Origin of the sequence: Cellvibrio sp. OA-2007, assembly GCF_000953825.1 — a bacterium.
GTDB lineage: Bacteria > Pseudomonadota > Gammaproteobacteria > Pseudomonadales > Cellvibrionaceae > Cellvibrio.
In genome coordinates this window covers 310719-333271 of sequence record NZ_BBUL01000097.1, presented here as the reverse complement: position 1 = coordinate 333271, position 22553 = coordinate 310719, and the positions used below count along the sequence as shown (strand labels likewise).

The window sequence follows — 22553 nt, the reverse complement described above, 5'->3', positions numbered from 1 at the left end:
AAAAGCAAGCCGCAGCTGGCTGCGGCTAGTGATGCGCCATTATAACTTCTTCGTCTCACATTTGCCCCATTCGCAGGTGAGTATCTCTACCGCGTTTGCGCCGCAAAAATTGGCGTAGGCTTCATTAGGCCATTGGTTGGCAATGGTCAGTGTATAAGCTGCAGTGCAGCTGGGTTCATGTGCTTTGGCAATCGTGAAGTAGGTTGCGCCCTTGTTTATGTCGCTGATTCCGCCCGCAAGTTGTGGTGCGTCGGCAATATTGAGATCAAGCGGTAAATGCGTGAGCAGTTCCGCTTGATAGGGAGCAATCAGTGGATCGCTGGTGAGTGGAAGTCTATTGCCGCTGATTTGTGCTAATCGAAATTGGCAGGTCTTTTGTTTGTTAACCGGGCTGCGCTGCGCCAGCGCCAGTTCATTGGTTGCACGCGCACGCGCATCCAGTGCTAAGCGAATAGCCTCCGGTGCAAGGGTTTGACCTTTATAGCTAAAGGTGCGATTGGCTTGCTGCTGGCTGTAATAGCTATCGGCAGCGGCGACTAATTTGGCATTTGCATTTATCCAATTTTGTTGGATATCAATCGCATCAAGTTCAGTATCGCCACCCAGCGCGGCACAGTTGGAGAATAATGTGGAGAAATAAACCGCTTCGCTGAGTATATGGGTTGCGGCTTTTTCAAGACTGTTGGCATCGGTGGTGATAGGTGTTTGATTGGCGCAACCGCTGATGAGCACAGCACCCAAGGCTGCAAGAGAGAAATAGCGTTTGTTGATCATTATTATTTCCTGGTAAACGATAAGGTGGATAATTATTGCTAGTGCAAAGGTAGTTGGATAATAAAATTACAGCCTTTGCCTGGGGATGTTTTTACGTTAATCGTTCCCTGGTGGCGCTCGGTAATAATGAAATAAGAAACAGATAAGCCCAAGCCGGTTCCTGAGCCCAATTCCTTGGTGGTAAAAAAAGGTTCAAAGATGTGCTGGCGAACAGTATCGGTCATGCCGGGGCCGTTGTCCTGAACCTCGATCACAAGATGATGGTTTTGTGCGTAGGCTCTAATCCAAATATGCGGCTGTTCGGTCGCACTATTGGCCAGTGCTTGTTTGGCATTGCGCAATAGGTTGAGTAATACCTGCTGCAGTTCGGGAGCGGATGCATGCAGTGGCGGCAGTGGGTCGGCAAATTCAGTGCTGATTTGCAGTGCTTGATCCGATTGTGGGCTGGGATAACTGCTGCGATTGAGCGCGATGGTTTGTTCGATCAGATGTTTGATATCAACCAAGCTGGTTTTGCGCTGTGAATTGTGAGAGAACTCCAACATATTGCGCACTATAGTGGCGGAGCGCTCGCCCGCCTCGCGAATGGAGTCGAGCATTTGTGGGATTTCCCGCGCGTATAAATAGGTATTTACTTTTTGAAAATCGACATCCAACTCATCGGCGTAGGTTTGGTTGATAGGGAAGTTGACGTCGGTACGGCGAGTAATGTTTTGCACGTTTTGTAAAATCACGCTGAGTGGATTGTTGATCTCGTGGGCGATACCTGCAGCTACTTCGCCGAGGGAGTACATTTTTTCGTTTTGTATCATCAGGTTTTCGATGGTCACTTTTAATGTGACGTCATCTACTCGAATTACCGCGCCCTGCTGTGTGCTGGAAATTAAGGGATAAATAGTAATTTCAAAGTAGCGTTTTTTTTCCTCTGCATCACTTTGCGTGTGCTGTATTGAATGTGGTTCGCCGTTGCGTATGGAGTTTTTAATTGCATCCAGAGTAACTGGGAATCGCGGTAGCAAATCAATTATTTTCTGACCCAGTGCTTCATTGGAAAAAATTTCAAAGGTGTTTTCAGCGGCTGCGTTCCAGTGGGTTACTTCGCCGTGTGCGGTAACGCCAATAATAATCGACGGCATGGAGTTAATCATGCTCTGCAAGTAGAGTTTGGTCTCGCGCAATTGTCTGCCGGTTTGCTCGTGCCGCGCGACCTCGTCAATTAATAAATTGTTAATGGTGTGCAAACTTTCGGTGCGCTCAAGAATTTTTTGTTCCAATTCTTTTTGCGATTCTTTCAAGGCTTGGCGGGCGCGTTTGTTGCTCAGGCGACTGCGCTGCAAACCGATAATTAACAATGTTTGTAGGGCCAGCAGCAGGATCACCACTATGCTCATCCAAGGGCTAGCTTCATTGTGAAATAGGCTGGTGAGTAGGGCGTCTGCAGTCATAGGGCGAATTAAAGGCCTGTGGTGGGGGTAACGATAATCTACTCTTTGCGCTTGAATATATCGACCCGAATTCCATGTGAAAACTTCATTTGTTTACTTTGAATCACTTTTGCTGGTTTTTTGCCCGTGAGCGATGGGGTTTTAATCGAATCTGAAAAAGTTTAAATGTTTTGCTAAAAAATGTTTGACAGGGCAGCTGAATTCGATAGAATGCGCACCTCTCAACGAGGGGCGGTTAGCTCAGTTGGTAGAGCAATGCCCTTACAAGGCATGGGTCACAAGTTCGAGTCTTGTACCGCCCACCACATTTTTAACTCTTATGAACAAGAGTAATAAAGTAAAAATGCTGGTGTTGATAACTCTGAGAGATATGCGGACCGGTAGTTCAGTCGGTTAGAATGCCGGCCTGTCACGCCGGAGGTCGCGGGTTCGAGTCCCGTCCGGTCCGCCACTATTCAAGAAGCCCGCACTTGTTGCGGGTTTTTTATTTTCCGAGTTTTCCTTCCTGTTATTCCCTTCCCCCTACCGATTTGTTTGTGGCTTAGGTTTGGTTATTAGCTAATAAATATTCGGTATACATAAAATTGTCATCATCAATTGGTAATTTTGGTTTCGAGGAGTAAAGTCCGTGAACAGCTGGTTTGTTTGGCTGTCTCAGATCAGGTGGTTCGCCTCATCTTAAAATCCTTCCCTTAAAGGAGTAATACACATATGCAAGACTATATTGAAGACCTATTAGACGTTCAGTACGACGATTGTGATGATGACATGGCTGAGGATTACTCAGATATCTAACCCGGGCTGCTGCAGCATTGTGCTGCAAGGCTCGCGGTAACTCCCCCTTTTCATATCTCCACTGGTAGCAATTCCCTCATAACTCTTTTTTCCGTTCTTCAGTATTCCTATAACCTGTGGCTTTTGATGACAGGTTGCTTAACGTTAATTTACGTCGAGTAGGCCGCAAATCCGGTTAAAAGTCGCTAATGAGCGGTGTTCTTCACGTTTTCATGCCATTTGATTTCATATACTGCAAGGAATCTTCCGCTTGGTTTGAGACGACTGTCTATGCCCAATTCTCCCGCAGAGCAACTTGAAGCGGTCTTTCTGTTTCAGGAAGAGCAGATTTCACGCGAGTTACTCTATCCAGAATTTGAAGCCATCCTCGATGGTTTTATTCCTGTCCCGGATTTTGCCAGTGCATCTGCTAAGGCTGCCTATGTACAAGTGGATCACTCCCTTTGTATTACCGGGGTGGTCTTTTTTCTATTGGGTTTTGATGCAAATGGGATGGTAGATCGGCGCTGGAATGTGCCTTTGCGTCAGTTAATCGAAACTGCGGGCACCGGGCCGGATATGGGAGCAGGAGCCATTCGGCTGGCCTGTTACAGCCAGTGTTCGATTGCCTGGCATCAAAAAAGCCTCTGGGACCCGTTAATGCAGCGCGGCAACAACAGCTTTGTGGCGATGCGTAAAGCGGTAAAGGCAAATCGCTTGGGCTTGATAGTTAAGCCTGCGCTAGTGAAGGATGCAGCACCAACTGAGCCATTGCAGTCACTTCGATCTGCCCAGGAGGCTGAGCGCGAACAGGTGGCATTGGAGCAAAAGCTGCATGACCGTTATGCACAAGAGCTGCGCGACAAGATGGCGATGTTAATCAAAGAGCAGCGCCTGCGGATTGCGACCATGATGAATCAACATCAAGCAAAATTGCAGGGCATGCAGCACGAGCATCAACAGCGGTTGCTGGCCTATCAACAAAAACATCAGCAATTCGAACAGCAAAATAAAGAATTGGCTGAACGCAATCGCACACTCAAAGAAAATCTGGATGTGCAGGCGACCAAAATTGAGGGGATGCGTGAGTATTTTGCGCATAAGCTCAAAGCAGCGCAACAAGATGAATCGAGCCAGGTGCAGCTCTTGCAGGAAAATTTTGCCTTGGAGCTGGATGCCAAAGTGAGTGCGGCTACGGCTGATTTGCGTGAAATGTTGGATATGCGCGAAGTAGAGCTGTTTTATCGCCATCAGAATGAAAGCGCTTTGAAAGATGAGATTGTCAACCTCAAACGTGAAAACCAGCAGTTGCTCAAAAATAGCGGCGATCAGTTATTAAGTCGGCTAACCAAGGCGGGCGTTAATCTGGTCATTTTCTTGCCGGGCTTGGGCGAGTATGCGATTGCGCTGGATGATATTGGCAGCTATCTGGAAAGTCCGCAGGCCTTTGCGGCCGACAAGGTCGGTGTGAGTGAACCAGTTTATGCAGCCTGGCTGGAGCACCACAAATCGCCTTGTTGCAATGCGCTTGATCCACGCGGCCAAGTGTGTGGCAAAAGCATCCCAGTCCTCGAAAGTCCGTTAGAATTCCACCCCGGTGAGAGCGATCGCTGTGCGCAGCATCAGGCAGTGACCTATGCATTGGTGGCAGAGCGACGTTAAACAAAACGTTGAACTGATTATAGAGTGTTGAATGCGTGTTGATTGAACCGGTAGAAGTCTTATTAGATGTTGATTTTGCAAGGGCTAACTTGCTGGATATTGCCGTTAAGGTGCCGCTGCAGCGTGTAGAGACCAAGGCGTTGACTGCAGCCGGTATTGAATTGTTGGTGCGTAGGGATGATTTGATCGACCCGGTATTATCCGGCAATAAATTTTACAAATTATTTTTTAATTTGCAGGCTGCGCAAGTGCAAGGATTCACCCGCGTATTAAGCTTTGGCGGCGCTTACTCCAACCATTTGCATGCTTTGGCAGCAGCGGGAAAGCGCTATGGTTTTAGTACCTTGGGAGTTGTGCGCGGCGAACGGCCGGCACACTTAAGTCCCACACTCAGCGATGCTGAAGCTTGGGGCATGACACTTATTTTTATTGGTCGCACTGAGTATCGCAATAAAACGGAGCAGGCGTTAATCGCCGATTTAAAAACCCGTTACGGCGAGTTTTATCTGATTCCTGAAGGTGGCGCTAATCTGGCGGGGGCGCACGGTGTGCTGCTACTGGGGCAAGCGCTAGAGCAGCAATTGAAAGGTGACTATACTGCGGTATGTATAGCTTGTGGTACAGGTACCAGTTTAGCGGGTCTGGCGGCGGGAATTGATGCTGGCAAACCGGCGTTGGGTTTTTCGGTGTTGAAAGGTGAGGGTGGCTTAGGACGCGATGTAAACGCCATTTACAACTTGCTGTGCACTGAGCAAGCGCCTAATTGGCGGTTGATCTCAGGTTTTCATTGCGGTGGTTACGGCAAAAAGCACCCAGACTATTTGGCTCAGTTCTGGCGGGATTTTGAACGCGAGAGCTGCATACCACTTGACCCGGTGTATACCGTAAAAATGTTTTTCGGATTAAATGCTCTTGTCCGGCAGGGTTATTGGCCGCGTGGCTCGCGAATTGTTGCAATTCATTCGGGCGGGCTACAGGGGCGACGCGGTTTTAAAGGCGGTTTTTAAAGGCAGTTCTAAGCAGCCCCCTGTGTGAATTGTATGAATATGTTGTCTTAAGTGGTCGCTCCCATCTTTGAAGGATGTTGTTATGCAAGCTCAGAAAACTACCTCGACTCCGGTTGTGGCCAAGGTGCCGCTCGTTGAATTCGATCTGAATTTGACGCGAACGTTGGTGCCTTTAAAAGATATGAGCGAAAGCCACTTATTAGCCTTGTTGGATGATGCGGTAGTAGAGGTGGCCTGCGCAGGACAAACCTTATTTACTGCCGGTAGTTACGATGCCCAGCATGTCTATCTATTGCATGGCGATGTCGCCTTGGTGGTTGATGATGACAGTCGCACATTGATTAAAGGTCGCGCTACTTTATTGCCAATTGCGCACCAGCAGCCGCGTCAATACACCGCTGTTGCGGAAACAGATTGCAGTGTGTTGCGAATCGACAGTGAGCGTTTGGACAAAATGTTGACCTGGAGCCAAGTGGCGGATTATCTGCAGCTGATTATTTCGCGCGAGCGCGATTTGGATGAAGACGTTGATTGGATGATGACGGTATTAAAATCCAATTTGTTTTTTAAAGTTCCGCCATTAAATGTAGAGCAAATTTTTTCGCGCCTGACGCCTCAAGTGGTTTATGCCGGAGATGTGATTATTCGTCAGGGTGAAATGGGCGATCAATGTTATTTCATTAAAGAAGGCGAGGCAGATGTCACTCGCCACAGCGATAACAAGCGGCAGCACCTTGCAACCATCAGTGTCGGGCGCTGTTTTGGTGAAGATGCGTTGGTCAATGAAACAGTGCGTAATGCCACTGTAATGATGCGCACTGATGGTGTTTTAATGCGCTTGGATAAACAGGACTTTTATCGTTTATTAAAAGAGCCGACGGTTGCTACTCTTGCGCTTAATGAGTTAGAAGCAAATATCGCCAACCATGTGGTTGCGGTGGATGTGCGCAGTGAAGAAGAATACAGTGAAATGCATTTGCCGCACGCAGTGAATGTCCCGTTAAATATTTTGGCGATTAAATCCCGTTTGCTCGCAAAAGATAAGCTCTACATATTCTATTGCGATACCGGTCGCCGCAGCCGCGCCGCCGCGCACCTATTGGCGCAGCATGGCTATAAAACACTGGCGTTGGATAATTGCCCGCAATTATTTACTCCTGCAGGTGTGCAACAGTTTTTAAGCGATACCAACAGCTATGTGTTGCGCGATGGTGTAGCCGTGCTCGGGCAAGGGTAATTTGCTAAATGATATTTTTATCTGGCCAGTGATCAGGCACCACAAAAGCGCGCCATTCTTCTTGCCAATAGTTATCCGCTGAATTGTTTTTTTTCAAGGCTGCTAATAATAGCGGCCTTTTCATTTCACCTACTTGCTGTTCTAGTTGTGCTAGTGAATCTGCACTTTTTACTCGCTCATCATCACTAATCTGCACCGGTGCAAGCCATTGGTGGCGCTCCAAAATCATCCACTCCATTTCGTTGTGTTTGCTTTGGTATTGTAAAAAATCCTGCAGGCGCCACCAGTAACCTTTGCCATGATTGGAATTGCTAAACTCAGGGCTGTAATCGGCAAATGCAGGTGAAAATAAATAACCTTGCACACATAAACCGGTTTTCCATTCCCCCGCTTCCGGATACAGTATTTGCAGTTGTGTTCTTGCCTCCATTGTTTGATGTAAGGGTAATTGATGCTGGTGCATGCGCGCGAGTTTTACATCCAGCCGGTCGTGGCTGGCGGGGCCAATCCAGTGATGCCAATTGCGAGCATCCTCTGCGCTAGTGGCATTGCATAAATAAAATTTAACTGCAGTTTCAATATGCCAATATTCGCTGTTGCGACGACATAAAAAATCAAACGCACCGAGGGTAATGCCGTTGCGTTCCACTTGTAAATTATGTTGCAGTAATTCCCATTCTGGATGCTGGGAAAAATAGAAATGCCACAGTGTCTCGTAGTAAATTCCCAGGCGAGTGCTTTTTACCGCGGAAATGTGTGCGAGTAGCGCATCGGGTTGTTGATCCAGTGCGCTAAGCCAGGGCCAGAGCTGATCATTATTGAGCGGAAAAATAGTGGCGTTTGAACCGGGCAATTCACGCATCATAGGCGCACTAAAACAACACCACGCGAGATCGCGCACTACTTGGTGGTGCAGTTGGTGCACAGGTTTATTGAATGAGTCTATAGTTGTAAGTGGCATAAAAGTCAGTTTGGGTTGCTATGCAGGCTATAATAGCTTACAAAACCTGATTACAATTTATTCATATCCTCAACCGCTCACTCAGTGAAATTTTATGACTCATTTTTCAACTATTGGCCTGATTGGTCATCTCAACAACGAGCGCGCGGTTTATTCGATCAAACGATTAATTCGTTTTTTGCAACAGCGCAGCAGAGCGTTTGTATTGGAAGTCGAGACGGCGGCGTTAATTACCGATACCAGTTTAGTGGCCGCCGCACAACAAATCACTGATATAGAGACCCTCGGGCAAGTTTGCGATTTGGTTATTGTGGTTGGCGGCGATGGCAGTTTACTGCGCGGTGCCCGTGCGCTTGCTAAATACGGTGTGCCTTTGCTGGGAGTCAATCGCGGTCGTTTGGGCTTTTTAACCGATATCACACCGGAAGATATTGAAGAAAAAGTGGAAGAAGTATTGTCGGGTAAATTTAAATCCGAACAGCGCTTTTTGTTGGATATGGAAGTAAAACGTGAGGGGCAAGTGATCGCCACTGCCGATGCCTTGAACGATGTGGTACTGCATCCCGGGCAATTTATTCACATGCTGCAATTTGAAATCTCGGTGGATGATGCCTTTGTCACCAGCCAGCGCTCTGATGGAGTGATAGTGGCAACGCCGACGGGTTCGACTGCCTATTCGCTGAGTGGCGGCGGCCCGATTTTGCACCCCACACTCGATGCTATCGTGGTGGTGCCAATGAATCCGCATACGCTCAGTAGTCGCCCAATTGTGGTGGCGGGCGATAGTGCGATCAGAATTGTGGTTGGTGAACACAATCGCGCTGAGCCGATGGTGACTTGTGATGGTCACTCTCACGTTGATGTGCAAACGGGCGATGAAATTTGCATCCGCAAAAAACCGCAACGGCTCGAACTGCTTCATCCGCTCGATTACAACTTCTATGAACGCTGCCGCTCCAAGCTGGGCTGGGGTGGCCACCTGCTGAAGGAATAATATGTCTGATGCGCCGCCACATCACTCGCACTACTCACCCGTTATAGGTGAGGCGAAGGGTTATGATTTAATTGGCGATGTGCATGGCTGTGCGCAGTCGCTGGAGCGTTTGTTACAACAGCTTGGTTATCAAAAGGTGTCTGGTGTTTATCGGCATCGCGATCGCCAAGCGATTTTTCTGGGGGATATTGTCGACCGTGGCCCGCGCATTCGCGAAGCGCTGCATTTAGTGCGCGATATGGTGGAGCAGGGCAGTGCGCAGATGATTCTTGGTAATCATGAATTTAATGCCGTTGTCTATTCCACTCCCTCCACTGTTCCGGGCGAATATTTACGCCCGCATACCCCCGCCAATATTCGCCAGATTAGCGAAACACTAGAGCAATTTGTAAAGTATTCGCAGGAATGGCAGGAGTTTTTGCGTTGGTTTGTCGAGTTGCCGCTGTTTTTGGAGATTCAACACCCGGTTACCCGGCAAGTCTTTCGCGCGGTACACGCCTGTTGGGATCAGCAGTTGATTAATCAGCATCGCGCTCACTATGGCGATGGTCATATCGATTGGCAGTTTATCCATCGCTCGGCACAAAAAGGCAGTTTGGAGGCGATTACCAAACAGCGGCTCACTGGCGGGATTGATTTACCTTTGCCGGACGGCGAAACCATGGTGTCGTCCGACGGCTATGTGCGCCGCGCGTTTCGCACCAAATTTTGGGGGCATGAGGCGCAAACCTACGGCCAGTTATTGTTTCAGCCAGACCCTATACCGGACTACATCGCCAAGGCAGAGATATCCCCAGCACATCGCACACAAATGGTTCATTACGACCAATCCCAACCGCCGCTGTTTGTCGGCCACTACTGGCTAAAAGGTCAACCGCGGCCACTTGCGCCCAATCTCGCCTGCCTTGATTACAGTGCGGTTAAATACGGCCGTTTGGTGGCGTATCGCATGGATGGTGAGGCACAATTGCAACCCGACAAATTTGTATGGGTCTATGTTGATCCCTGAGTCGTTGATCTTTAAGTGTTCACCTCCGTATCTGTAATTATTCATTTTTATACCGGAACCGACATTGAACTGGATTGCCGTAAAATATTTTCCGCTCGATCAGGATTTAAGCGCGCTTAGCCGTTATTTGCGCGAGCGCGGATTGGAGCATCGTATTAGCGAAGAAAACGGTCAGCAATGTCTGGCAGTAGTGGATGCAGCTGTTATTCCCGCGCTGCAAGACTTTCTTGGTCAGTATGTAGATGGACAAGTCGATTTACAGTCTGCGGTTAGTGCTGATACATCGGCAGAGCCTCGCGAACCCACATTAGTTGAGCAGGCGCTGCATGTGCCGGTGGTGCTGATGCTGATTGTTCTCAGCGGTTTGGGCGCCTTAGTGATCGGTACCCCACTGGCCAGCTATTTCAGCTTTCAGGATTATAACGACACGCATTTTCTTCCCCTAGCTGAGTCATTAGCGCGCGGTGAAATTTGGCGTTTGCTCACGCCCGCTTTTTTGCACTTTGGCATTTTACATGTGCTGTTTAACAGTTTATGGATGTGGGATTTAGGCCGACGTTTAGAGTTGTTTCTCGGGCGCTGGCATTTTCTATTATTTTTTGTGATCACTGCGGTTGCCTCGAATATTGCGCAATACCTGTGGAGCGGCAGTGCAATGTTTGGCGGCATGTCGGGTGTGGTCTATGCATTGGTCGGTTTTATTGCAGTGCGACAGCGCTTGGCTCCGCACCCGCTGGTGGCGGTTCCGCCGGCTTTAATTGGATTTATGCTGTTCTTTTTAGTCTTATGTATGACCGGCGCGGTAGATTATTTTATTGCCGGTTCTGTAGCGAATGCCGCGCATTTGGGTGGATTAATTGCTGGTAGCATTTATGCATTCGCGACCAAACATTTATATCGACGTTAATATCAAACGTCATGTTGATTGAGATAAAGAATTGAGTGAGAAATTTATGGATTTACAACAATTACTTTCCAGTCTTACGCCGGAAATTTATCAAAATTTAAAACGTGCAGTTGAATTGGGTAAGTGGCCAGATGGCAATCGCTTGTCCCCCGAACAGCGCCAACTCTGCATGCAAGCGGTTATCGCGTACGAGCACAAGAACCTGCCGCCAGAGCAACATACCGGTTATATCCCGCCAGAACCGCACACCTATTGTGGCGACGATGATCATGATCATGAGCCGCAAGATAAACCGATTAAGTGGGTTGAATAAACTTTAAGGATTTCATTATGACAGCTGTTGAACAATCGCTACCGGCCAATAATTTACAACCAAAAACAATTTACTTAAAAGATTATCAGGTTCCCGGTTACCTGATTAAAACGACAGATCTGCGTTTTGAAATCTATGAAGGCGAAACGATTGTCAGTGCGATGCTGCATTTGTATCGCAACCCCGCAGCGCAAGCACCAGCAACACAGTTGACCTTGCACGGTGCGGATTTGGAATTGGTTTCTATCGCATTGGATGGAAAAATTCTTTCAGCAGATGATTACGAGTTTGGTGAAGAAAATATCACTATTTTTAATACGCCCGCAGAATTCAAATTGCTGACCATTACTAAAATTAAACCCGAAGCAAACACCTCGCTGGAAGGTTTGTATCGCTCGCGCACTATGTATTGCACCCAGTGCGAAGCGGAGGGTTTTCGCAAAATTACTTATTACCTGGATCGCCCCGATGTGATGAGTGAATTCACCACTACTGTGGTGGCCGATAAAAAATACCCGGTGCTGCTCTCCAACGGTAATTTGATCGATCAAGGTGAAGCAGATAATGATCGCCACTTTGCCACCTGGCACGATCCTTTCAAAAAACCGGCCTACTTATTTGCCTTGGTGGCGGGGGATCTCGCCCACATTGAAGACAGTTTCACCACTTGCACTGGGCGTGAAGTGGCATTAAAAATATTTGTCGAACCAAAAGATTTGGACAAATGCGAGCACGCCATGACCTCGCTCAAAAATTCGATGCGCTGGGATGAACAAGTCTATGGCCGCGAATACGATCTGAATATTTTTATGATCGTTGCGGTAGATGATTTCAATATGGGCGCGATGGAAAATAAAGGGCTCAATATTTTTAATACATCCTGCGTGCTGGCAAAACCGGAAACCACTACCGATGCCGGTTTTCAGCGTGTTGAAGGGGTAGTCGCACACGAATATTTCCACAACTGGAGCGGCAACCGCGTGACCTGTCGCGATTGGTTTCAGTTGAGTTTGAAGGAAGGTTTTACCGTTTACCGCGACTCGGAGTTTTCAGCGGATCTTGGCTCGCGCACGGTCAAACGTGTTGAGGATGTGAGCCTGCTGCGCACCTTACAGTTTGCGGAAGATGCCGGTCCCATGGCGCACCCGATTCGCCCGGAGTCCTATATCGAAATTTCCAATTTCTACACCATGACGATTTACGAAAAAGGTGCAGAAATTATTCGTATGCTGGCGACCTTGCTCGGCAAAGAAAATTTCCGCAAAGGTACGGATTTGTATTTTGAACGGCACGATGGCCAAGCAGTGACTACCGAAGATTTTGTGGCGGCCTTGGCAGATGCATCAGGGCGCGACCTCAGCCAATTCAAACGCTGGTATTCGCAAGCCGGTACCCCGCGTTTGCAGGTCACCGATCATTACGATGAAAATACACAAGAGTATTCGCTGACCATTAAACAATCTTGCCCGCCAACACCTGAGTGTCAAACCAAACTGCCGTTCCATATTCCAATTGCAGTAGGTTTGTTAGGTAGTGCAGGGGATTTGCCGCTGTATTTAAAAGATGCAGAGCCGGATTTTGAAACCGGTGATAACACCCACCAGGTTTTAGAGTTAACCGCTGCCGAACAAACCTTTGTATTCCAGCGCGTGCAAGAAAAACCCGTGCCGAGTTTGCTGCGCGGTTTTTCGGCGCCGGTGAAATTACAGTACGGCTACAGTCGCGCCGATTTAATTGTATTAATGAGCCGCGACAGCGATGGCTTTAATCGCTGGGAGGCGAGCCAGCAATTGGGCTTGCAGGCGATCTATTTCGCAATGAGTATTTATCAGCGTGGTGAAAATCTTGCGGCGTTACAGCTTGATGCGGAGTTAATTGCCGCCTATCGCAGCGTACTGCAAGACGAGAGTCTCGATAAGGCTATGGTGGCCTATATGCTCAGCCTGCCCACAGAAGCTTATATCAGCGAATTGGCTGAGGTGGTTGATGTTGAGGCTATTCACCACAGTCGCAGCGCGATTCGTAAAATTCTCGCGCGTGAACTGCGCACCGAATTTATGGGAATTTACACTGCCTATGACCACACACAAGCCTACGCTGCAACGGCCGATGCAATTGCCGCGCGCAGTTTAAAAAATGTTGCGCTGGGTTATTTGATGTTGCTGGGTGAAGATGAATTAATTCGCGCCTGTGAGCAGCAGTATCGCACCGCCAACAACATGACCGATGTAATGGCCGCGCTGACACAATTAGTGAATACAGACGCACCGCTTGCACACACCTTGGCTGAATCTGCACTCGCTGATTTTTATCAGCGCTGGCAAGATGAATCATTAGTCGTTAATCAATGGCTAATGGTACAGGCCAGTTGTGCATTGCCCAATACGCTCGCCAAAGTAAAATCCTTGCAGCAACATCCAGCTTACGATGGCAAAAATCCCAATAAAATTCGCGCGCTGATTGCCAGCTTTTGCAATGGCAATGCGATTAACTTCCATGCCGATGCTGGCGCAGGTTATGCATTTTTAGCCGATCAAATCATCGTGCTAAATACACAAAACCCACAAATCGCTTCGCGCTTGTTAACGCCGCTGACCAAATGGAAAAAGTACAGCCCTGAGCGGCAAGGCTTAATGAAAGCGGAGTTGGAGCGAATTATGGCCGAGCCAGCACTCTCTAAAGATGTATTCGAAGTGGTGAGTAAAAGCTTGGCGTAACCAAACGCTCAATTCCATTCCTACTGTTTTATCAAGGCAGGCACCATAAACGGTTCCTGCCTTTTTTATTGCGCACTTATTGGCAGCACAACAATTCCCGCTGGCATGAATGTTGAAGGTAATACCTTGGATGTTGACCGCAAGTAAAAATTCGCAAGAGGTTGTGCGTCTTTTTGTTGCATTAGCGGTGGCGGATAATTTCTTTGCACTAAATGCGTGCCAGTTTTTATTCCGCCCTGTTGGGTAAGGCCTGGTTGGAGGTTGTGTAATGGTGCGTTTTTTGGGACAGGCGGTTGCATCGGTTAAATCCTGGGTATTGTTGGCCGCTATTTTCGGCAATTTGTTATTGGTGGCAGGGGCCATTATCTTTACCAGCAGCAGTTTGTGGTTGTTGCTGCCCATGTTGTTGGTGGTGATTTTGATTCTCGGTATTGTGGGTGGTGTCAGTAAAGATATTGAGGGTATTCAGCGTTATTTGCTTGCTGTTGATAAGAGTGAGGTGGTTGATTGGAATCAATTGGTTGCTGGGCCACTTAATGGTTTACACGACACATTTATCGATGTGTTTAAGTCGCGGCAGCGACGTAACGCAGAATATAAAGATGCAGTGAAGGAGATCGGGCACTCGTCCGCTGAGTTGGCGAGCAATGCAAAAGACGTTTCAAAAAGTGCGGCTTATCAATCCAGTGCTACGGCATCCAGTGCGGCGGCGATCACGGAGATTAGCCACAGCATCGACGATATCAGCAGCCGAATCGCTTCAGCACGCAATGCGGCAACCAAAGCTTGTGACTTTAGTAAAAGTGGTGGCACTGCATTGGCGGGAGCCAGCAATGAAGTTAACGCAGTGGCAAACCTTGCGCGTGAAACGGAGGAGCGCGTCAGCCAATTGGGTGCGTTAATGCAAAACGTGACCGCAATGTCGCAGGTGATCAGTGATATTGCCGGGCAAACAAATTTACTGGCATTAAATGCTGCAATTGAGGCGGCCCGGGCAGGTGAACATGGGCGTGGATTTGCTGTAGTCGCCGATGAAGTGCGGGCACTGGCGGTGCGAAGCCAAGGTTCTGCCAGTGAAATTGCAACCAATATTGCGCGTGTACAGGAGAGCATGCAGCAAGTGTTAGTGAGCATGAAAAACGTTGTAGAAAAAACCGATAAATCATTGCAAGGTGTATTCAGTGCAGATGAATCTTTAAAGTCAATTTTAACAACAACTGATGATGTTTTTGGATTAATCGATGAAATTTCAGTTGCTGCCACGCAACAAAGTGTAGCCGCGCGTGAGATTTCAAAACATATAGAAACGGTAGCGGATCTGGCGAATCAAAATAGTTATCGCGCTGGACAAGCTGCTGAAATTGCCGACCACTTGCATAGATTGACTCATCAATCGGAGTAGTACTATGGAAACTCCTGTATCGCTAATGATTATTTTGTTCGCTTTTCCGGTAGGTTTTTTAGTTTTTTTAATAGTTTCGTTAACCCGTAAAAAGCGTTATGCAACTCTGTTGTTTACCCAAGGTATTGAGTACATAAAACTATTGCGTAGTCTATTAACCTATGTACAACAGCACCGTGGGTTAACGACAGGTTTTATTAATGGCAATTTGGGTGCTAAGCCGGATATAGAGAAAATGGCCATGAAAATTAAACGGGTCATGAGTGAATTAGATCAGGCCGGCGACTGGATTCGTGGCAATGTGAAGTGGTCCAGTTTAGTTGATCACTGGACACGCCTAGGTGTTACTTACATGCAGGGCGATGCCGAAAAAAACTTTAAGCAACATAATATCCTGATCGCTAATTTGCTGTATTTAATTGATGATGTGGCGGATGTGCATCATCTTTCCAAAATTACTGGCGATGCAATGGATACAGATTGGCGCTACTTATTATCGATTGCGGAATATATTGGGCAGGCGCGCGCGTTGGGTACAGGTGTCGCAGCAAAAGGTGAGTGTTCCAGCGTGTTGCGTATCCAGCTTAATCATTTGCGCAATAAAATTGCATCCAGTATTGATGCATCATGGCCAGATAGTTCGCGGGCAGAGATTCAAAAGCTTTTGCGCTGTATAGAAACGCAATTAATTGTTGATCATCCAACTATTCAGCCGAGCGATTATTTTACCTTGGCGACCCAGTGTATTGAACATGTGCTCAATCAGTTTGATCGCCAGATTGATCGGTTGCAGTACTATCGAAACTGATTTTTGAGCTACGTCAGGATGAGCACTTTCGTCATCCTGTTTGCGGGGACCCTTTGGTTTTGAACAGCATTAAAAGCTGGACTCCCGCGAGCGGGAGTGACCTTTGAAATACATGACCGTTTAAGCAATAAACTGAATTAATTTTTATAGAGCGGCCGCAACTTGGTGCTATCGGCCGCTTTTTTATGTTTCTGTTTGCGCAGGTTGGCCAATAGTTGCAGCAGGGTTTCGGTATTGGGATTTGCATTGTTTGCGCTGAATATGGCCTCATCCAATTTGCGCAGCTCCTCAGTTAGCGCTGGATTTTGTGCCTGTTCTGCAATGGCCTGCAAGCTGGTGATGGATTCGCTCGTCCAATAGGCCTGACCCCAGGTTATTAATGCTTTGCGTAATTCACCGGGCTGCTGTTCGGTAAGTGCGCGTTTGACCTTATTCCATGCGCTATTTTCATTTTGATTCAACTCATTTTGTTCATACTTATCCGTTGTGTAAATGGCGGTAAGCTCGCGTTTGTTCTGCCAGAAACGCAGCGCAAAAAATGCTGCCACAATCAGTGTTAATACGTTGCTAATGTACAACCAGAGCGGTGTTTTTTCCTGCACTAGGGTTTGCTGCGGTGGAATGCTGCTTAAATCAGTATTGAGATCTACGCTAGTGGGCGCTTCTGTCGGAGCTGGAGCTGCTGGCACCGAAAGCTGGCTCATATCGCCAAGCCCAACGGTAAGGGAAACGGCGGGCAAGCTGGCAGTGCGAAAGCTATTACTTTTGGTGTCCCACCAATTCACTTTAACTTCTGGCAAGGTGAAATGGCCTGCTTTGGTGGGCACTATCGCAATAGTTTCAATGCGCGAACCTTCAACGCCATTGGTAGATTTTTGGTCGTCAGTTTGCGCTTGATCATTATAAAAAGTCAGGCCATCAATAGGCGCTAATTGCAGTGGGCTAATTTGTCCGGCAGTTAATCCATCTGCTTTAATGGTGATGCTGCGAGTAACTGGTTCGCCTACTTTTAATGAATCGATACTGTTGCTCCAGTGTTCACTCAGGCTGACATTGAGGGCAGGCAACCATTCACCAGAATTTGTACTGGCCGGTGCGGGTAATACGTTGATGCGCGTTTCATCGGTGCGTAAACGCAAAATATTATTCTGGCTGTTGCCGTAAAAACGATCCCACACATCCCGTTGACCAGAGTTGACAGAAACCTGATACAACATGCTGGGGATAATAAGCTCGCCACTTTGCTGGGGAAACACGGCGTAGCGGGTTTCTACTACCGCACCCGGGCGGCCATTGATTTTGGTTTGGTATTGTTTTTCATCTATGTTGACGACCAGTGCATCTTTTACTTGCAGTGGTTGTAGCTCCACGCCGTTAAGGCCTACGGTAGTGTAGAGGCGTAGGGTAACGATGATTTGCTCTTGCACGTAACTGCTGTCTTTACTGGTTTCAACTTCTACCGAGACATTGTTGTCGGTATTTTTTGGCGATTTACTTTTCCCTTCGATAGTTATTTCAATCGCATCACTAATGGCGCCGTCAATGGTAAAAGAGGGAATTAATAATTTACCAATACGTTTGGGGGCGAGGGCAATTTTCCATTCGGTAGATGCTTCCATGCTGCCATTGATAATGCTCATTTGTGTACCGCTTTGGGTATTTAAAATATCAAAGTCTTTGCGCAGCAGTTCGTAATCCGGTGTTGTATTGATTTGCTCGTCATAGCGTAATACGAGGGTAAAGGTTTCCTCCAGTCCTAATACATCGCGATCCACACTGGCGGTCAGATTGCCCGCGTAAACATTGAGCCCGCTAATCATTAATAAAAAACCGACACAGTGGCTGAGGTATTTTTGTACATTCATTAAAGATTGTTTCATTGTTTATTTCCGTTGCAAATAACTATTCAGGGCCATGGGCTGTTGTTTTACCAGCGATTTTCAGCACCATTTTCGGCGGGTTCCCAATCGCCATTCATCATTTCCTGTCTGCGCTTGTAGTGCTCGTAGTTAAACTTGTTGCGCAATAGGCCACCCGGATCATCCGGTATACGGCGCAGCCATTGCTCCATTGCCTGACGCTCCTCGTCGGTTAGGTCGTCATCTTTGCGTTCGCCAGCTTGCATTTGCTGCTGTTTTTCCTCGGCAGCTTGTTGCTCCTCTTGCTCGCGCTGTGCTGCTTCGGCGGCTTTTTCTTCTTCTGACTTTTCTTGTTCAGATTGTTCCTGATCTGATTGTTCTTGCTCAGACTTTTCCTGTTGTTCTTGCTGCTCTTGTTGGTCTTTTTGTTGCTGATCTTTTTGTTGTTGGGAGTCTTGTTGGTTTTCTGACTCTTGCTGATTTTGTTGATCTTGCTGTTTGTTATTTTTTTCTTGTTGTTGCTGGTCTTGTTGTTTGTTCTGTTGATCGTTATTTTGCTGATCTTGTTTTTGTTGATCCTGATTCTGTTGATCTTGCTGGTTTTGATCTTGATCTTGTTTGTCTTGTTGATCCTGATCTTTATTTTGTTCTTGATTTTGTTGCTGTTGCTTCAACAGTTCTTCAACCAAGGCGCGGTTTTTCTTCGCTTCAGCATGATCTGCATCGCGCTCTAAAGCTTGGTCATAGGCCTTGATTGCGTCCGGCAATTTATTGGCCTTGGCAAGCGCGTTGCCGCGATTGTAATGCGCATCTGCTGTGTCGGATTTGGCAAAGTTTTTAGCCGCATCTTCATAATTGCCTGCGCGGTATTGGGCGCTGGCTTTCCACTCGGGCTGATCAAATTGTTCTGCCGCTGCAGCCGCTTGTTCCTGCTGCAATTTTTCATAGGCCTGTTGATTTTTGTTTTTCCATAAATCATCCCAGCCAAAGGCATAACTTTTACTTGGGGTGAGGCCAATTAAGGGAACAAGCAAAAGGCTGAGCAGAACGCCGCGGCGGAAACAGTAGAGAATAATCGGCAAGAGCAATAAGGCTAACCAGTGACCGCGGTCGTACCAACTGTCGAATTCGCGCTCTACGCGTTGCGTTTCTTCTTTTTTCGGTGTGGGCAGATCCATTAAATAATCAATATCACTGCTGGTATTTGCCAGTGAGCGGTAGCGGCCACGGTTTTCGTTGGCGAGATTTTGCAATTCATTGGCGTTGACTTGAGTGGTGACTATGTTGCGATTTTTGTCGCGCACGAAGCCACCTTTTTCGCTGGGTATGGGAGTAGGGGCGGTGCCACCCACACCGAGAATGGATAAACGATATTGGCTTTCGCGCGACATAATATCGGTGATATTGGCTTGCGCGGTTTTGTCTATACCATCAGTAATCAGCAATAAATCGCCTTGGGTGATGGCGGCATTTTTTAATAATTCAATACCGCGAGCGACCGCAGCTTCAGTATTGCTACCTTGCGCTGGCATGATGTTAGGGTGCAGCGCGGGAATAATATTGTTGATGGTTTCGGTATCATCGGTGAGCGGTGTCACCACATGCACATCGCCGGCATAGACTAATAAAGCGGTTTGACCATCTTTGCGTAGGCGCAATAAATCAGCAATTTTTAATCTTGCACGCACCAAGCGCGATGGTTTTACATCTTCACTCATCATCGACGGCGATAGATCAAGTAGCAACACTAATGCTTGTTGATTTTGCTCAACGGCAACCGGACGTTTTTCCCAGCTGGGGCCAGCGAGTGCAATGCAACTGATAATCCAGGCAATTAAAAGTGCGATGAGTTGCCATGGGCGAATGCGAGTGGTTTGGCCGTCGAGCAAATAGTGCAATAGTTCCGGCGCCACTATTTGTTGCCATGAGCGCGCCGTGTGTTTTTGATACCAAAGCAACAGCGCGATAAGAATAACAGGCGCGAGTGTGAGCAACCACCAAGGGCGCAGAAAATGAAATTGACTGATAAATAGATCAAACGTTGTCATTATTTTACCTCCGCGCTAGTTGTGGTTTTGTTTGTGGCGGTTGAGCGAATCGTGCGGCCTTGCCAAATATGTGCAATCGCAAACATAAAACTAAGTAAAAATGCAAAGGCCAGGGGCCAGTAAAATAATGTTTGTACCGGGCGAAACGTTTCAGCTTCCATTTCAATCGGCTCAAGACGATCCAACTCGCGATGGATGTTGTCTAACTCTTCAAGATTGCGCGCGCGGAAATATTTTCCGCCAGTTTTTTCAGCAATTGCCATCATGGTGCCTTCATCGAGATCAGCAGAAGGGTTAACCGTGCGCGAGCCAAAAATGCCCGGCACTTCCATTGATTCTGCACCAAAGGCGATGGTGTAAATTTTTATTCCGGCTTTTTGTGCCAGCTCGGTTGCTTTGTCGGGGCTGAGCACACCGGCGGTATTGGCGCCGTCGGTCAGCACCACTAAGACACGGCTAGCATTGGGTCTGTCGCGCAAACGTTTTACCGCGAGGCCTATGGCATCACCTATAGCGGTTTCGCGCCCGGCAAAGCCAATTTGTGCTTCTTGCAATAATTGATCGACCGTATTGCGATCATAAGTGAGTGGCGCTTGCAGATAAGCTTGTGCACCGAACAGAATTAATCCCAATCGATCTGCAGTGCGGCGTGTAACAAAATCGCCGATGACTTTTTTTACTGCCATCAAGCGAGTAATGCGGCGGCCGTTAGCCGACATGTCGGTCTGTTCCATACTGCCGGAAATATCCACTGCCATTAATAAATCGCGACCGCTAGATGGCATGCTGGTAGGTTCGCCAACCCATTGTGGATTTGTGGCTGCTAATAAACAGCAGAGCCAGATTGCCCAGAGCGATAGTAATTTCGCCGGGCGTTTGCCAATACTTAAACGATTTTGTTGTTCCAGTTGGCTGGCGTGTTGGTAAAAAGGCACTCGCAGTGCGGCCTCAATACGTTTTTTGGGCGCAATAATACCCATTAATAAAGGCAGCGGTGCGAGCCATAACAACCATGGCCATTGCATTTCAAACATGATTGGCCTCCGTTGCGTTGGTGGTTTTTTTTGCCGTGGCTTTTTTTGATATAGAAAGTTTCTGGCGATGATTGCGATGCAAACGAATCCACTGCGAACTGAGTTGCTGTAATTCGCTTACATCTATGTGTGGATTTTTTTGATAGGCACTGGTTAACAAATTCTCACCTAACTCGCTTGAAAATTTTTCTGGCAATGCAGGGCAAACCTGATCCAACCATTGCAGCCACTCTTTACCTTTAATGCTGGCGTTAAAACTGTGCGGGTAAGCGGTAAGTGCAGTGCGGCGCAGCAGCAGGCTCAGCGCTTGTAAATAGGCGGCGGCATTTTGGGTTTGTTGATAATCGGCATAAATGCTATCGAGCTGGTGTTGTGCTATATCGCGATATGCATTTTGTGTTTTGCGATGGCGCCAGATAAAAAATCCAACCAACACAATAATGACAAGCGCGAGCAGTGCCCACCAGCCGGGTGCAAGCGGCCACCAACTGACGCTATCGGGCAAATGGATATCGGCCAGCTGATCCAGTGGCGATGCCGGAGTTTGCAGCGCCGGTGATTGTATTGATGGAGATTGTATCGAAGGTGCTTGCATAGAATGTTAATCGTATTAAGTAGGATTATTTTTTTCGGCCAAAAGCCTTGCGCAAACCGTCTTGAATATCGTCATGGGTGGCATAACTCAGTAGAGGAATGCGCAAGCGTTTACACATAGTGGTCAGCAAATCCAACTGCAGATCAAACTGCTGGGTGTAGGCTTGCTGAAAGGCTTTTTCGTTTGCGGCTAATTGCAACCGCTCGCGGCCATTGCTGATAGTTAGTGACGAGTTGCTAATCAATTGCCGTTCGAGTTGATCGTATAGGTGTACCAAGGTCACATCGGTATGCCGCGCTAATTCAAATAATTGCTGCTCAGCATTTTTATCCAAATCGTGAAAGTCACTGATGATAAACAGCGCGCAACCGGGTTTGGCGATACGACGGGCATCGCTCAACATATCGTGCAATGAATTAGCTTTTTGTGGCTGACCTGAAGGCGATAGTGCGGGTGCAGGTGTGATTGGTGAAGTTAAGCGGTGATTGTAATCTTGCAGCTGATGCAATAATTCCAACACCGAATGTTTACTGCGGCGCGGGCGAACATCGCGCTGATTGTAGTCGCCAAACACCAATGCACCTAAACGGTCGCCGTTGGCGAGTGCGGCCCAGCCGAGCAGTGCGGCGATGTGCGCGGCGAGTACCGATTTAAAACAGCGCGTGCTACCAAAAAATAATGGCGAGCGTTGATCCACCAACATAAATACCGGGCGCTCGCGTTCTTCGCGAAAAATTTTGGTATGTGCGACTTGGGTGCGCGCCGTGACTCGCCAGTCGATCGAGCGGATGTCATCGCCCGGTTGATACAGTCGCACTTCTTCAAAATCCATTCCGCGCCCGCGAAAACGGGTGCGCTCACCGCCCGACAACAAACTGCGCGCCGGTTGGTGGGCAAAGAGTTTTAAATCTTGTGCGGCAAAACGGCAGCGTAATAAAGCCGCGAGCTCCGTGTAAGCACCGCGCGGATTCAGGTCTTGCAGCAAATTGCTCATAGCAGTGCGTTCC

General features: G+C 47.8%; 18 protein-coding genes and 2 tRNA genes. 12 read left to right on the top strand and 8 right to left on the bottom strand.

Features of this window, described 5'->3' with window-relative positions; all coding sequences use genetic code 11:
* Window positions 1-39: 39 nt before the first annotated feature.
* Window positions 40-774, bottom strand: a complete 735-nt coding sequence (locus AWU77_RS19880; RefSeq protein ID WP_062067758.1) for a hypothetical protein — start codon at window positions 772-774, stop codon at window positions 40-42.
* Window positions 775-812: 38 nt separating this feature from the next.
* The gene (locus tag AWU77_RS19875) at window positions 813-2219 is read right to left on the bottom strand and encodes a nitrogen regulation protein NR(II) (RefSeq protein ID WP_062067756.1); all 1407 of its coding nucleotides are present in this window, start codon (window positions 2217-2219) and stop codon (window positions 813-815) included.
* 229 nt (window positions 2220-2448) lie between these two features.
* On the opposite strand from AWU77_RS19875, the gene AWU77_RS19870 reads away from it, so the two are divergent.
* The 5 genes from AWU77_RS19870 (at window position 2449) to AWU77_RS19850 (ending at window position 6899) form a co-directional block, all read left to right on the top strand.
* Window positions 2449-2524 (top strand) — tRNA-Val (locus AWU77_RS19870).
* 69 nt (window positions 2525-2593) lie between these two features.
* A tRNA-Asp gene (locus tag AWU77_RS19865) sits at window positions 2594-2670 on the top strand.
* A 614-nt stretch (window positions 2671-3284) separates the two neighbouring features.
* Entirely contained in the window at window positions 3285-4655 is a 1371-nt protein-coding gene (locus tag AWU77_RS19860) for a hypothetical protein (RefSeq protein ID WP_062067753.1), read from the top strand.
* 35 nt (window positions 4656-4690) lie between these two features.
* The gene (locus tag AWU77_RS19855; RefSeq protein WP_238582532.1) at window positions 4691-5662 is read left to right on the top strand and encodes a 1-aminocyclopropane-1-carboxylate deaminase/D-cysteine desulfhydrase; all 972 of its coding nucleotides are present in this window, start codon (window positions 4691-4693) and stop codon (window positions 5660-5662) included.
* A gap of 82 nt (window positions 5663-5744) precedes the next feature.
* On the top strand, window positions 5745-6899 hold the full coding sequence (locus AWU77_RS19850; protein ID WP_062067750.1) for a cyclic nucleotide-binding domain-containing protein: 1155 nt from the start codon (window positions 5745-5747) through the stop codon (window positions 6897-6899).
* A gap of 4 nt (window positions 6900-6903) precedes the next feature.
* Here the strand turns inward: AWU77_RS19850 and AWU77_RS19845 are convergent, their stop codons facing one another.
* Window positions 6904-7860, bottom strand: coding sequence for a DUF1853 family protein (locus AWU77_RS19845; RefSeq protein ID WP_062067747.1), 957 nt, complete (start codon window positions 7858-7860; stop codon window positions 6904-6906).
* 94 nt (window positions 7861-7954) lie between these two features.
* On the opposite strand from AWU77_RS19845, the gene AWU77_RS19840 reads away from it, so the two are divergent.
* The 7 genes from AWU77_RS19840 to AWU77_RS19810 all read left to right on the top strand — a co-directional run bounded on the left by AWU77_RS19840 (window position 7955) and on the right by AWU77_RS19810 (window position 16010).
* On the top strand, window positions 7955-8854 hold the full coding sequence (locus AWU77_RS19840; protein ID WP_062067744.1) for an NAD(+) kinase: 900 nt from the start codon (window positions 7955-7957) through the stop codon (window positions 8852-8854).
* A 1-nt stretch (window position 8855) separates the two neighbouring features.
* Entirely contained in the window at window positions 8856-9863 is a 1008-nt protein-coding gene (locus AWU77_RS19835) for a metallophosphoesterase (protein WP_062067741.1), read from the top strand.
* Window positions 9864-9927: 64 nt separating this feature from the next.
* Entirely contained in the window at window positions 9928-10770 is an 843-nt protein-coding gene (locus AWU77_RS19830; RefSeq protein ID WP_062067738.1) for a rhomboid family intramembrane serine protease, read from the top strand.
* A 46-nt stretch (window positions 10771-10816) separates the two neighbouring features.
* A complete protein-coding gene (locus AWU77_RS19825; protein WP_062067735.1) occupies window positions 10817-11083 on the top strand; it encodes a YeaC family protein in 267 nt (88 codons plus the stop codon).
* A 17-nt stretch (window positions 11084-11100) separates the two neighbouring features.
* Window positions 11101-13800 carry an aminopeptidase N gene (pepN, locus tag AWU77_RS19820; RefSeq protein WP_062067732.1) on the top strand — a complete coding sequence of 900 codons (2700 nt, stop codon included), beginning with the start codon at window positions 11101-11103 and terminating at the stop codon, window positions 13798-13800.
* A gap of 268 nt (window positions 13801-14068) precedes the next feature.
* Window positions 14069-15202: a methyl-accepting chemotaxis protein gene (locus AWU77_RS19815; protein ID WP_062067729.1), complete on the top strand. Its 1134-nt coding sequence runs from the start codon at window positions 14069-14071 to the stop codon at window positions 15200-15202.
* A 4-nt stretch (window positions 15203-15206) separates the two neighbouring features.
* Window positions 15207-16010 carry a nitrate- and nitrite sensing domain-containing protein gene (locus tag AWU77_RS19810; RefSeq protein WP_062067726.1) on the top strand — a complete coding sequence of 268 codons (804 nt, stop codon included), beginning with the start codon at window positions 15207-15209 and terminating at the stop codon, window positions 16008-16010.
* Window positions 16011-16147: 137 nt separating this feature from the next.
* On the opposite strand, the gene AWU77_RS19805 is transcribed toward AWU77_RS19810, so the two are convergent.
* From AWU77_RS19805 to AWU77_RS19785, 5 genes are read right to left on the bottom strand one after another with little or no spacing between them, the layout of a single operon-like run.
* Window positions 16148-17890, bottom strand: a complete 1743-nt coding sequence (locus AWU77_RS19805; RefSeq protein WP_062067723.1) for a BatD family protein — start codon at window positions 17888-17890, stop codon at window positions 16148-16150.
* Window positions 17891-17937: 47 nt separating this feature from the next.
* Entirely contained in the window at window positions 17938-19917 is a 1980-nt protein-coding gene (locus AWU77_RS19800) for a VWA domain-containing protein (protein ID WP_062067720.1), read from the bottom strand.
* On the bottom strand, window positions 19917-20951 hold the full coding sequence (locus tag AWU77_RS19795) for a VWA domain-containing protein (RefSeq protein WP_062067717.1): 1035 nt from the start codon (window positions 20949-20951) through the stop codon (window positions 19917-19919). The genes AWU77_RS19800 and AWU77_RS19795 overlap by 1 nt, the downstream gene beginning before the upstream one ends.
* A complete protein-coding gene (locus tag AWU77_RS19790) occupies window positions 20944-21546 on the bottom strand; it encodes a DUF4381 domain-containing protein (RefSeq protein WP_062067714.1) in 603 nt (200 codons plus the stop codon). The genes AWU77_RS19795 and AWU77_RS19790 overlap by 8 nt, the downstream gene beginning before the upstream one ends.
* 25 nt (window positions 21547-21571) lie before the next feature.
* Complete coding sequence (locus AWU77_RS19785) at window positions 21572-22540, bottom strand: DUF58 domain-containing protein (protein ID WP_062067711.1); 969 nt, start codon at window positions 22538-22540, stop codon at window positions 21572-21574.
* Between the last annotated feature and the right edge of the window lie 13 nt (window positions 22541-22553).